Source organism: Sphingopyxis sp. (assembly GCF_051861155.1).
In the GTDB taxonomy this organism is placed as follows: Bacteria; Pseudomonadota; Alphaproteobacteria; order Sphingomonadales; family Sphingomonadaceae; genus Sphingopyxis.
Genome location: NZ_JBHYDE010000006.1, coordinates 1 through 12,388, shown reverse-complemented (window position 1 = coordinate 12,388; position 12,388 = coordinate 1). Strand labels below are relative to the sequence as shown.

Sequence of the window (12,388 nt, the reverse complement as noted above, 5' to 3'; positions counted from 1 at the left end):
ACGACGATTTTCGACCCTTTAGACATTCAACGGAGATGATGTGATGACTGACCGCCCCGACTATTTCGATAAATATGAAACTCTGAAGTTCGAGCGTTCCGACGACGGCGTACTTGTCGTGACCTGGCACAGCGACGGCGGCCCGGTTCTCTACGGCGCCAAGCATCATTCCGAATGGGCGCCTGCTTTCACGGACATTGGCGGCGATCGCGGCAACCGCGTCGTCGTGTTTACCGGCACCGGTGACGTGTTCATCGATCGGCACGGCGAATGGGGGGCTCCGATCAAGACACCCAGCAACTTCGACGTGCCAGCCTGGGGCGAGAAGATGATGTTCCGCCGCCTGTTCGAAATCGAAGCGCCGGTGATTTGCGCCTGCAACGGCCCCGCGCTGATCCATGGCGAGCTGATGGTACTCGGCGATATCAATCTCGCCTCGACGAAGGCGGTCTATGCCGACGAGGGCCATTTTACCGCGGGCGAAGTCCCGGGCGACGGCGTCCACATCCTTTGGCAGGAACTCCTCGGAACCAATCGCGGGAAATATTTCCTGCTGACCGGTCAGCATATCGACGCCCAGGAAGCCCTCCGCCTCGGCGTCGTCAACGAGGTGCTCGAACCCGACCAGCTCATGCCCCGCGCGCTGGAGCTCGCGCATCAGATGGCAACCTATGACGACCTGACCTTGCGCTACACACGTCAATGCTTCGTCGATCGCTGGAAGCAGCTTTTCAACGATCAGGTCGGCGTCGGGTACGGCATGGCCCTTCAGGCGCTTTCGCACATGGATCGCGGTTGGATGGTCTGGGACAAGAGCAACGAAGGCCAGGAAGGCTATCGCGCGCTGCAACGCCTATATCCCAAGGACCAGGCCGATGCTGGCGCTGGCCGGCAGCAAGACGCAGCCTGAAGATGGGACGGGCCGGCCGCTCAAACACGCGCGGTCGGCTCGCTCCATAATGAGCAAAAGGAGCGAATTTTGACGAGAGATACAAAGAACAGGGATTTCGAGACAATTCTCGTCGAAACGCCGCATCCCGGGGTAACCCGGATCATGCTCAATCGACCCGAGAGCCGCAATGCCCAGAACGCCGCTATGCTCTATGAACTCAACACGGCGTTCGACGATGCTGCGCGCGACGATGACGTAAAGGTCATCATTCTTGGCGCGCGCGGGCCGCATTTCTCTTCGGGGCACGATCTTCGCGTCGAGGATTTCGTTGCCGAAATGGCACCTTGGGACCCCGTCGGAACGTGGTGCGGGTTCAACTGCGCCGGGGCCGAAGGCCGCATGGGCATCGAAAAGGAAATGTTCCTCGGCCTCAGCGAGAGGTGGCGCAACATTCCCAAGGTCACGATCGCGCAGGTGCAAGGCAAGGCCGTCTCCGGCGGACTTATGCTGATCTGGCCGTGCGACCTCATTGTCGCCGGTGAGGACGCATTGTTCGCCGACAATACGGCATCGATCGGTGTCGCAGGCGCCGAGTTTTTCAATCATCCGTGGGAAGTCGGCGTTCGCAAAGCGAAGGAGATGCTGTTCACAAGTGATTTCCTCGACGCCCGCGACGCGCACCGTCTTGGCATGGTCAACCATGTCGTACCGAACGAGACGCTCGAAAGCTTCACGCTCGAGATGGCGCAGCGGATCGCGAAAAAACCGTCGTTCGTGCTCAAGCTGCTCAAAGAAGCCGTGAACGGCGCGCAGGACGCGCAGGGCCGCATTTCGGCGATGAACACAAGTTTTGCCCTTCATCAGCTCAGCCATTCGCATAACGAGCAACTCTATGGCTTGCCAATCGACCCCAGCGGCATTCCCGGTGCGCTGAAAGGAAAGGCTGCCTGGGGCAAGCCTTCGGAAGAGCCCAAATGAGCATGTCGATCGAAGGACGCGGCTCCAAATGGCTCTGATCCCGCTCGCCGACATCCCGCGGCGCGGCGCCGCGCGGCATGGCAAGAGCGCCTGGGCGATTCGCCATGGCGACGACATTGTCACATGGGGCGAACTTGCCGACCGCGCAACGCGGCGCGCCCACGCGCTGCGCGCATCGGGCGTAACGCAAGGCGATCTTGTGACGCTCGCACTGCCGAATGGCTCTGATTTTTACGAAGTGATGTTTGCCTTATGGACGATCGGTGCGACCCCGCACGTCGTCTCCTACCGCCTGCCGCTTGCCGAATTGCGAGCAATCGTCGCAGTGGCGAATCCCAAGATGGTCATCGCCGCCGATCCCGCACTTCGGAAAGGCCTTGCGGCCGCTCCAGCTGATTTCGGCCGCGATCACGCGGATACAGCGGTGATCGAGCCGGTTATTGCGCCGCGCTGGAAAGCCATGTCGTCGGGCGGCTCAACGGGCCAGCCGAAGATCATCGTCGCGCCGGGTCTGAACGCCCTTGATCCGGACCGCAAGCCGCCACTGCGATTTCCTGCGGCGGGACCGATCCTCGCTACGGGTCCTGTCTACCACAATATGCCGGTGACGACGAATATCCAGGCACTGTTCGAAGGGCATTCCATTGTCGGCATGTCACGCTTCGATCCCGAGGAAGCGTTGCGTCTTATCGATCGTTTCTCGATCCAATGGACCAGTTTCGTGCCGACGATGATGATGCGCATTTGGCGCCTGCCCGACGGGGTTCGTGCGAATTATGACGTCTCGTCGCTCGAAACCGTATGGCATTGGGCCGCGCCGATGCCGCCCGAGCTGAAGCAGGCATGGATCGACTGGCTGGGGCCGGAGAAGATCTGGGAGCTCTACGGCGGCACCGAAGGAATTGTGACGACGATCCTGAACGGCGTCGAATGGCTGGCGCATCGTGGCTCGGTCGGCCGCCCGCACCTCGACAAGATACGCATCGTCGATGACGAGGGCCGCGATCTCCCCGCGGGCGAGGTCGGTGAAATCTTTGCGCTTCCGGCTGGTGGACGTGGTTCGACCTATGCCTATATCGGTGCCGAAACGCGGAGCACCCCGGACGGTTACGAGACGCTCGGCGATTTCGGCTGGCTTGATGAAGACGGATTTCTCTACATCGCCGACCGACGTACCGACATGATCGTGTCGGGCGGCGCTAACATCTTCCCCGCCGAAGTCGAAAGTGCACTGATGGCGCATCCGGGGATTGAGGGCGCCGTGGTTATCGGCCTGCCCGACGAAGATTTCGGCGCTTCGGTGCACGCGATCGTTCAACCTACCGATGGTTGGCGCGGCAAGCTCGATCAGGACATGTTGGTAACTTTTCTTCGCGATCGACTGGTGGCCTATAAGCTGCCTCGCAGCTTCGAATTCGTCGACGGGCAATTGCGCGATGATGCCGGCAAGGTCCGGCGCCAGCAGTTGCGCGAGCAAAGGATCGCGATGCGCGAGGCCGCCGCCCCGATCCACGCCTCGTCGGTTTGATGGACTATTTATAGCCGGCGCCGGCAGCGCGCGCGACCGCGGCGCGGTCGCGCCTACGGGAGATTGATATGGACGGCAGCGAAGCCTTTGAGGCGGATTATATCATCGTCGGCGGCGGAAGCGCCGGGGCCGTCATCGCCAATCGCCTCAGCGAAGATGGCGCGTCGCAGGTCCTGCTGATCGAGGCGGGCGGTGAGGCACGTGCCCTCCTCGTGCAGGTTCCGGCCGGGGTCGTGCAGTTGATCGGCAATCCCAAGTTCGATTGGCTGTACGAGCAGCAGCCGGATCCCACGATTGGAAACCGGGCGTTCGCCTGGTCAGCGGGCAAGGCGCTTGGCGGCGGGAGTTCGATCAATGGGATGGTTTATGTGCGAGGCACGCGCCGCGACTATGATCGCTGGGAGCAGGCCGGTGCGTCCGGTTGGGGATTTACGGACGTTTTCCCGTATTTCCTGCGCTCCGAAAGCTGGACCGGCGAAGCGAACCAGGCGCACGGCACCCATGGCCCTCAGTCGGTTTCGCCGATGCGGCCCGGATTTCATCCCCTCACGCACATATTTCTCGAAGCGTGCAATCAGATGGGGATCGCGACGCTCGGAGAATATCAGGATGGCCGGATGGAAGGCGTATTTCTGACCCACGGATCGCAGAGGGACGGGTGGCGATGCAGCACGGAGAAGGCGTATCTGCGCCCAGCGCGTACGCGTTCCAATCTCCAGATCATCACCGCGGCGGAAGTCGATCGCGTTGATTTTGAAGGGAAGCGAGCAACCGGCGTGACGTTCCGCCGGGACGGCAAAATGCACTCCGCGCGCGCGCGCCGCGAAGTCATTATTTCGGCGGGGGCGATGGGTTCGCCCGCTCTGTTGATGCGCTCGGGGATCGGCCCGAGCGCGGTGCTCGCGGAACATGGGATCGAAGTGCTAATCGACGCGGCGGGCGTCGGCGCCAATCTCCAGGAGCATCCAGGCGTCGGCCAGAATAAATATGTCAACCGGCCGACGATGAACAGCCGAATGCGACCGGTCGATATCATCGGTTACCTGCTCCGTTATGCGTGGAACAGGACGGGAGCGCTGTCGGCCCCCGCCGTTCCGGCGATGGGGCTGGTAAAAACGCGTGCCGACCTCGACGAGCCCAACATCCAGTTTCATTTCATGCCGCTGGGCTATGATATGGACCCCAACGCGACGTCCTGGGATGCCAAGGGCCTGCCTAGAGAACAGATCATCACGCTTTATGCGTCGGTCTGCCATCCGAAATCCCGCGGGCAAGTCCTGCTCGACGCGAATCTTCGCCCCAGGATCGTCCACCAGCTTTTTGGAGACGAGCGCGACCTCGCGACGCTTGTCGATGGCTGCAAGCTGATCGACGATCTCTACCGGACACCGGCCATGCGGTCTTTGGTGACGGCCAACCGCGTCCCGAACCCGATGCCGTCGACCGATGCAGAGTGGGCGGACTTCGTCCGCGCGAAAGCCGCGCTTGGCTATCATGCGGTGGGCACGTGTCGCATGGGGATCGACGACGGCGCGGTCCTCGATCCACAGCTCCGTGTCCGGGGAATAAGTGGCCTGCGCGTCGCCGATGCGTCGGTCATGCCGACGCTTCCCAGTACCAATACAAACGCGACCGCCATCATGATCGGGGAAAAAGCAGCGGATATCATTGCCGGGCGCGCGCCGCCGGCGATCCCTGCCGCAGCCAAGGCGTAAAGTGCAATTTGGAGAGCACAGTCATGCTAGTACGAAGAGACGACGATGGGATGGTCGCGACACTGACGCTCGACAGCCCTGACACGGGCAATGCCATCAGTGTCGCAATGGCGGAGCAACTGGCCTTGAGGGCAAGCGAGGTTGCCAGCGACCCTACCGTTCGGTCCGTGCTCCTAACTGCGAACGGACGCTTTTTCTGTGTGGGTGGCGACGTGAAGGCCATCGGGGCCGCCGGCGAGAGCGTCGGCGTATTGCTCGGTAGCATCACGACGCCGCTCCATGCTGCGATCGCAACCTTTCTGCACATGGAAAAGCCCCTCGTCGTCGCTGTCAACGGGCCGGTTGCGGGCGGGGGGCTGGGTCTCGCGTTGGTCGGAGATATCGTCCTCACCGCAATGTCGGCGCACTTTTCCATGGCTTATACCGGGATCGGTTTTTCGCCCGACGGTGCCTCGACTTGGCTTTTGCCCAGATTAATCGGTCTCAGGCGCAGTCAGGAGCTGGCCCTGCTCAACCGCCGCTTATCGAGCGACGAGGCCGTGTCGATCGGGCTGGTAACACGCGTGGTTCCAGACGCGGAACTACCGTTGGAAAGCCGCTCCGTCGCGGCGACGCTGGCAAACGGCCCAGTCGGCGCGCACGCAGCCATTCGCCGGCTGCTCCTGTCCAGCGGCGAACTTTCTCCCGAGGATCAGATGGAGGCCGAAGCGCGCAACGTGGGCTTGCAAGCCGCAGGGTCGGAAGGCCGGGAAGGCGTCGCTGCCTTTACCCAAAAGCGCAAGCCAGACTTCTCCGCGGCCGGGCGTGCATGATGAGGAATAGCCAATGAGCTATCTGGCCGGTCGCCGCGCGCTGGTGACCGGCGCGGCAGACGGGATCGGCCGTGCCATCGCCGAGCGCTTCGCGGATGAAGGAGCCCGCGTCATCGTCGTCGATATCGATGCGCCGCGCCTCGAGACGGCCTTTGCCGGGCGTAATGAAATCGTGGTGCGCGCCCTGGATGTCGCAACGCCGGAGGCGGCAAGCAAGCTTGCTTGTATGGCCGAAAGCGAGCTTGGCGGGCTCGACATTCTTGTCAACAACGCCGGAATTCCGGGTGAACTCGCCATGCTCCACGAGACGACGGATGCCAGCTGGTCGCGCATATTCGCGGTCAATGTCGACGCGGTTTTTCGCCTTACGCGCGAATGCGTACCCCTGCTGCGCGGCAGCCGGTTCGGGCGCATCATAACGACGGGATCGGTGTGCGCCGAATTCGGCCTTCGTCTCCAAGGCGCTTATGTTGCGTCGAAGCATGCGGTGGCGGGTCTCATGAAGGGCTTCGCGATCGAACTCGGTCCCGATGGCGTGACCGCCAATTGCATTCATCCGGCAAACACCGTCACCGGCATCACGCGCGACTGGTTCGCGGCGCCGCATACTGCCGAAGGGAAGGCCTATCTCGATATCGCGACGGTCCTTGGGCGGTACAGCGAGCCTGCGGACCTTGCCGCTGCCGCTCTTTTCCTCGCGTCCGACGGCGGTGCATATGTCACGGGGCAGGCGATCACCGTCGACGGTGGAATGACGTGCCGGCTTCCGTCCTTATCGCATGCCGAGCGGTACGAGGACGGCCGGTGATGACAGACATTCGATTCAATCGACCGTGAATTGAGCTTCGGTCTTGGCGCGGAGTTCGTCGAGTGTCACCGACGGCGCCATATCGATGAGCCGAAAGAGCGTCTCGCCCCGATCGGACCGCTCGAATGCGGCAAGATCGGTGATGATCATGTCGACCACGTCGGCTCCGGTCAGCGGTAGGCTGCATGAGCCCCGAAACTTGGGCTCGCCGTTTTTGGAGACATGGTCCATGAGAACGATGATGCGCGGCACGCCGGCAACAAGATCCATTGCGCCGCCCATGCCCTTCACCATCTTGCCGGGAATCGCCCAGTTCGCAAGGTCGCCATTCTCCGCTACCTCGAGCGCTCCGAGGATCGACAGGTCGACATGACCTCCGCGGATCATCGCGAAGCTCTCCGCCGAGTTGACGAAGGCGGAACCCGGCAGTGCGGTCACCGTCTGCTTGCCCGCGTTGATCAGATCCGCATCGACTTCATGCTCGAAGGGGAAGGGGCCGACGCCGAGCATGCCGTTCTCCGACTGGAAGGTGACTTCGAGCCCCGCCTTGAGAAAATTGGGTACGAGCGTCGGTACGCCGATCCCCAGATTTACATAATCGCCATCTTTCAACTGACGCGCGGCGCGCGCGGCGATGTCGTTGCGGGTCCATGACATTATACCAGCTCCGTCCGGGTCGTTCGCTGCTCGATCGGTTTTTCGTAATGCTCGCCCGCAAAAAGCCGGTCGATGTAAATGCCCGGCGTATGCACCTGATCCGGGTCGATTTCTCCCGCTGGCACGATCGATTCAACTTCTGCCAGAGTGATCGTAGCGGCAGTCGCCGCGATCGGATTGAAGTTACGCGCGGTTTTGCGAAACAGGAGATTGCCTTTGGTATCGGCTTTCCAGGCTTTCACGATCGCGAGGTCCGCGAAAAGGCCCGTTTCCATAATATATCTTTGGCCATGAAAGATGCGCTCTTCTTTACCTTCTGCCACCTGCGTTCCGACCCCCGTCTTGGTGTAGAAGGCGGGTATTCCGGCGCCCCCCGCGCGTATGCGCTCGGCGAGCGTACCTTGCGGATTGAACTCGAGCTCCAGTTCGCCAGCAAGATACTGACGCGCGAACTCCTTATTTTCGCCGACATAGGAACTGATCATTTTGCGGATCTGGCGGGTGTGCAGCAGCAATCCCAGGCCGAAGTCGTCGACACCGGCGTTATTGGAGATCACCGTGAGGTCGCGCACTTTCGCATCCCTTATGGCGAGAATGAGCTTTTCGGGGATACCGCAAAGCCCAAACCCGCCCGCAACGATGGTCATGCCGTCGAAAAGCAGACCCTCGATGGCGGCGGCCGCGTCGTTTACGATCGTGGGCAAAATCCTGTCCTTTGTTCCGAGAGGCGCGCCCGGCGGGCCCCGCGCAGGCAATCGGGGGCGGTGCTAGGCGTTCTTCGCGACCGCCGCAGTCCCTGCCGAACGGGACGATCATCGCTTAGTTTGGGTGCAAACGGGTTGCGCCGCGTCGGTCCCCCGCGACGGGGATAGTGCCGCGCCGGACGATCGCTACAATCGAAGCATCTGTCAGTGAGAGGATAGGCACAAAATGACCCTCGAAACTCCCGAGCGCATCCAGTCCATGTGGGAGACCGCGACCGTCAATATGCGTGAACGCCGTTTCCCCGAGAACTTTCCGGCGTTTCCCGATATCCCGGCCGCGCGCTATACGAGCGATGAATTCTATGATCTGGAGAAGAAGTTTCTCTGGCCGAGGACTTGGCTGTTTGTCGGCCTCGCGAGCGAATTCGCTGAACCCGGAACCTATCGCACCTATATGCTTAACGAATCCCCCGTGGTGGTCGTGCGCGGCAAGGATGAAGTCCTTCGTGCCTTTCACAACACGTGCCAGCATCGCGGCTCGATGCTGATGAAGCAGCCGGAGGGCAAGGAGCGCGCGTTGCGGTGCGCTTATCATTGCTGGACCTATGATCTCGACGGCAAGCTCCTTTTCGTCCCCGACGAGCATTATTTTGCGGGCATGGACAAATCCGAGCGCGGATTGAAACCGATCCGCTGCGAGCAACTCGGAAGCCTGGTCTTCGTCAACTTCGACACGTCGGCTGTGCCACTGCTCGAATATCTTGCGGAGATTCCCGCTCTATGGGCCGACCTGCCGCTCGACGATCTACGGCTCCACAAGCGGTTCAGCTTCGAGGTCGATTGCAACTGGAAGTGTGTGCAAGACAATTTTGCGGAAAATTATCACGCGAAATATGTTCATGAGAATACGATCGACAAGGTGATCGATTCCAAGACGTCGGCATTGCAGATGATCCGCGGCGGCCACAGCGCTATCGTGATCAAATCGCGCGGCGAGCTGACCAGCGGCATGGGCGCGGCCTTTTTCAAGTCAGATACCGACAGCGAAGAGCAGCGCGCCGCCAAGCTCGCCGAAATCTCGCGCAGCGGCCAACGAAGCTACAATGTGTTCCCCAACGCGACCTTTCCGCTCGCCGAATATCTGTTTCCAATCGTCATGGTGTGGCCAATCGGCGTCGGGCGAAGCCGGGTCGAGGTGTCCTTCGTCAAGACCGGGGCGTCTGAAACGAACGAGCAGCTCGACAAGGATACGCTGACCTTTTTCGAAGCCTTCATTGGGGAGGATCTCGAAGCGCTGGCCGGAATGCATCAAGCGCTGTCGCACGGAGGGATCGATTCGATCCCGTTGTGTTGGTCGGAGCAGTTCCTCTACCATCATGAGCAAGAGATCGACGTCGTGATTGGCCGTGAAAATATTCCTGCCGCGCTGGCCGTCGTCCCGGTTGATTTGCCTTATGCTCAGATGGAGGAGCCGAGCTAAGTTGCCATAGGGCAAGAGGTTAAGCCGGGCGGCCGAAACAAATGTTGCGGTTGGCGTATGTCGGATCATGCGCTGCCTACTTCCATGCAGGCGCTCGGTAATCCTGAAATGACTTTGGGATTGTCACTCGGCTTTGTTGACCGCTTAAGGGGGGGGATCCGCTAGCCCCACGGAATGGCATAGGGAGACGGAAAACGTGCGGTACGACGTATTGATCGTCGGCGGCGGGCATGGTGGCGCACAGGTGGCGATCATGCTGCGCACGCAGAAGTTCACCGGAAGCATCGCGATCGTCGGCGACGAGCCCGAGCTTCCCTACGAGCGCCCGCCGCTGTCCAAGGAATATTTCGCGGGCGAAAAGGAATTCGAACGCATCCAGCTCCGCCCCGCCAAATATTGGGACGAGCGCGAAGTGACGATGCTGCTCGGTACGCGCGTCGTGTCGGTCGATCCGGCGGCGCGCAACGTCACCACCGATGCGGGCGCGACGATCGGATATGGCAAGCTGGTCTGGGCGACCGGCGGCCGCCCACGCATGCTGCCAATTCCCGGCGGCGCCCTTCCCGGCGCGCAAGGTGTACGCACACGCGCCGACGCCGATGCGATGAAGGCGGCCTCCGAAATCGCGGGCCAGATCGTCGTGATCGGCGGCGGCTATATCGGGCTGGAGGCCGCGGCGGTGCTGCGCAAGGCGGGCAAGCAGGTCGTGCTTTTGGAAGCGCTCGACCGGGTCCTCGCGCGCGTCGCGGGCACCGAATTATCGCGCTTCTACGAGAAGGAACATCGCGAGCATGGCGTCGACCTGAGGCTCGGCGTCTCGATCGAAGCGATCGAGGGTGGCAATCATGTCACCGGTGTGCGCCTGTCGGACGGCGCGGTGATTCCCGCCGACCTGGTCATCGTCGGCATCGGCATCGTGCCCGCGGTTGAGCCGCTGATCGCGGCCGGCGCCGCGGGGGGCAACGGCGTGCTCGTGGATGCGCTCTGCAAGACAAGTCTGCCGGACATTTATGCGATCGGCGACTGCGCGGCGCATGAGAATCACTTTGCCGAGGGCGCGACGATCCGGCTGGAATCGGTGCAGAACGCCAATGATCAGGCGAATGTCGTCGCAAAGGGCATCGTCGGAGACGAAGCACCCTATCATGCGATCCCATGGTTCTGGTCGAACCAATACGACCTCAAGCTCCAGACCGCGGGCCTGTCGACCGGGCACGATCAGGCGGTGCTGCGTGGCGACCCCGCGAACCGCAGCTTCTCGGTCGTCTACCTGAAAGACGGCAAGGTGATTGCGATCGACTGTGTCAATGCGACCAAGGATTATGTCCAGGGGCGGATGATCGTCACGGCCGGTCTCCACGCGACCGCTGAACAACTTGCAGACACCGAAACGCCGCTAAAGGAGCTGGTTTCGCTGGCGGCCAATCCAAGATGATAGAGCTATCATTATGCCAAGCCTGACAATAATCGACCGTGACGGGACTGCGCATGCGCTCGAAGCAGACGCTGGCCTCAATCTGATGGAGATAATCCGCGAGCACGGCTTCGACGAACTGCTCGCGCTTTGCGGCGGATGTCGCTCGTGCGCGACCTGCCACGTTCATGTGGCTCCCGAATTCGTCGGGAAGGTCCCCCCGATGTGTGACGATGAAGACGATCTTCTGGATAGTTCGTCTGAGCGCAACGAGACTTCGCGATTATCTTGTCAGATACCCTTCGGAGATGATCTCGACGGCATTCGGGTCACTATTGCACGCGATGAATAGGCGGCTCGGGATTCTTCGCCCATCGCTCAGGGTATAGGGCATGGGACGTCGGTATGGAGCGTGATCGGTCCCCCATCATCGATTAGAAGAATCCCATCTAATGGTAGCATCGGGGATATCGAGACTAGCGTCGATTTATATCTCGGGCATCTCGGCTGGAGCACCCAGATTTTCCGCGCTTGAGCCAATCGCGCGACCTCCCATCATCCTTGAAATCGCGGAGCCGGTTCGAAAATTCGCGTTCGATGACCTCGCGCACCTATCAACGATACCGCCGATGCGCATCGCGAGACTGGGCACTTCAGCCACGCTTGAGCATGGCTCGATGCGTTCCGGGTCACCGCTCGCCCACGGAAAGGATTGACAAAGGTAAACCAGTTTATCTATTTAAGCTCAACGGCGTCGCTGGATAGTGCCGGGTTGGGAGAGCAGAATGAAAATCCTCGTCCCCGTAAAGCGGGTGCTCGATTATAACGTCAAGCCGCGGGTCAAGGCCGACGGCACAGGCGTTGACCTGGCCAATGTCAAAATGTCGATGAACCCGTTCGATGAGATCGGCGTCGAAGAAGCGATCCGCCTGAAGGAAAAGGGCGTCGCGACCGAGATCATCGCGGTTAGCGTCGGTCCGGCCAAGGCGCAGGAAACGCTCCGCACCGCGCTCGCGATGGGCGCCGACCGCGCGATCCTCGTGCAGACCGACGATGCGGTCGAGCCGCTCGCGCTCGCGAAGATTTTCAAGGCGATCGCCGACGCCGAACAGCCCGGCCTTGTCATCCTTGGCAAGCAGGCGATCGACGACGACAACAACCAGACCGGCCAGATGCTCGCTGCGCTGACCGGCTGGGCGCAGGGCACCTTTGCCAGCGCGGTCAATGTCGATGGCGACAGCGTCAATGTGACGCGCGAAGTCGACGGCGGCCTCGAAACGGTGAAGCTCAAGCTTCCCGCGATCGTCACCACCGACCTTCGTTTGAACGAGCCGCGCTATGCCTCGCTGCCGAACATCATGAAGGCGAAGTCGAAGCCGCTCGATACCAAGACCCCCGCC

At 61.3% G+C, this 12,388-nt stretch carries 12 protein-coding genes; 10 read left to right on the top strand and 2 right to left on the bottom strand.

Going from position 1 to position 12,388, the window contains the following annotated elements:
• Positions 1-43: 43 nt before the first annotated feature.
• The 6 genes from ACTIFP_RS11695 (at position 44) to ACTIFP_RS11670 (ending at position 6,733) form a co-directional block, all read left to right on the top strand.
• Positions 44-910 (top strand): enoyl-CoA hydratase/isomerase family protein, encoded by an 867-nt coding sequence (locus tag ACTIFP_RS11695; protein ID WP_313911362.1) that lies wholly within the window; start codon positions 44-46, stop codon positions 908-910.
• Between the two features lie 69 nt (positions 911-979).
• Positions 980-1,870 (top strand): enoyl-CoA hydratase, encoded by an 891-nt coding sequence (locus ACTIFP_RS11690; RefSeq protein ID WP_313911361.1) that lies wholly within the window; start codon positions 980-982, stop codon positions 1,868-1,870.
• 28 nt (positions 1,871-1,898) lie between these two features.
• Positions 1,899-3,398 carry an AMP-binding protein gene (locus ACTIFP_RS11685; RefSeq protein ID WP_439568899.1) on the top strand — a complete coding sequence of 500 codons (1,500 nt, stop codon included), beginning with the start codon at positions 1,899-1,901 and terminating at the stop codon, positions 3,396-3,398.
• A gap of 68 nt (positions 3,399-3,466) precedes the next feature.
• Positions 3,467-5,113, top strand: coding sequence for a GMC family oxidoreductase (locus ACTIFP_RS11680; RefSeq protein ID WP_439568898.1), 1,647 nt, complete (start codon positions 3,467-3,469; stop codon positions 5,111-5,113).
• 50 nt (positions 5,114-5,163) lie between these two features.
• Positions 5,164-5,925: an enoyl-CoA hydratase-related protein gene (locus tag ACTIFP_RS11675; protein WP_439568897.1), complete on the top strand. Its 762-nt coding sequence runs from the start codon at positions 5,164-5,166 to the stop codon at positions 5,923-5,925.
• A 13-nt stretch (positions 5,926-5,938) separates the two neighbouring features.
• Complete coding sequence (locus tag ACTIFP_RS11670; protein WP_439568896.1) at positions 5,939-6,733, top strand: SDR family NAD(P)-dependent oxidoreductase; 795 nt, start codon at positions 5,939-5,941, stop codon at positions 6,731-6,733.
• A 15-nt stretch (positions 6,734-6,748) separates the two neighbouring features.
• Here the strand turns inward: ACTIFP_RS11670 and ACTIFP_RS11665 are convergent, their stop codons facing one another.
• On the bottom strand, positions 6,749-7,390 hold the full coding sequence (locus tag ACTIFP_RS11665) for a 3-oxoacid CoA-transferase subunit B (RefSeq protein ID WP_439568895.1): 642 nt from the start codon (positions 7,388-7,390) through the stop codon (positions 6,749-6,751).
• Positions 7,390-8,094: a CoA transferase subunit A gene (locus ACTIFP_RS11660; protein WP_439568894.1), complete on the bottom strand. Its 705-nt coding sequence runs from the start codon at positions 8,092-8,094 to the stop codon at positions 7,390-7,392. Before ACTIFP_RS11660 ends, ACTIFP_RS11665 begins: the two co-directional genes overlap by 1 nt.
• Before the next feature lie 226 nt (positions 8,095-8,320).
• On the opposite strand from ACTIFP_RS11660, the gene ACTIFP_RS11655 reads away from it, so the two are divergent.
• From ACTIFP_RS11655 to ACTIFP_RS11640, 4 genes are all read left to right on the top strand, one after another.
• The gene (locus ACTIFP_RS11655; protein ID WP_313911355.1) at positions 8,321-9,574 is read left to right on the top strand and encodes an aromatic ring-hydroxylating oxygenase subunit alpha; all 1,254 of its coding nucleotides are present in this window, start codon (positions 8,321-8,323) and stop codon (positions 9,572-9,574) included.
• A gap of 196 nt (positions 9,575-9,770) precedes the next feature.
• Entirely contained in the window at positions 9,771-11,009 is a 1,239-nt protein-coding gene (locus ACTIFP_RS11650; RefSeq protein ID WP_439568893.1) for an NAD(P)/FAD-dependent oxidoreductase, read from the top strand.
• A 13-nt stretch (positions 11,010-11,022) separates the two neighbouring features.
• Positions 11,023-11,340, top strand: coding sequence for a 2Fe-2S iron-sulfur cluster-binding protein (locus ACTIFP_RS11645; RefSeq protein WP_439568892.1), 318 nt, complete (start codon positions 11,023-11,025; stop codon positions 11,338-11,340).
• Between the two features lie 433 nt (positions 11,341-11,773).
• Positions 11,774-12,388 (top strand): electron transfer flavoprotein subunit beta/FixA family protein (locus ACTIFP_RS11640; protein ID WP_439568891.1); only part of this gene is annotated, 615 nt, incomplete at its 3' end.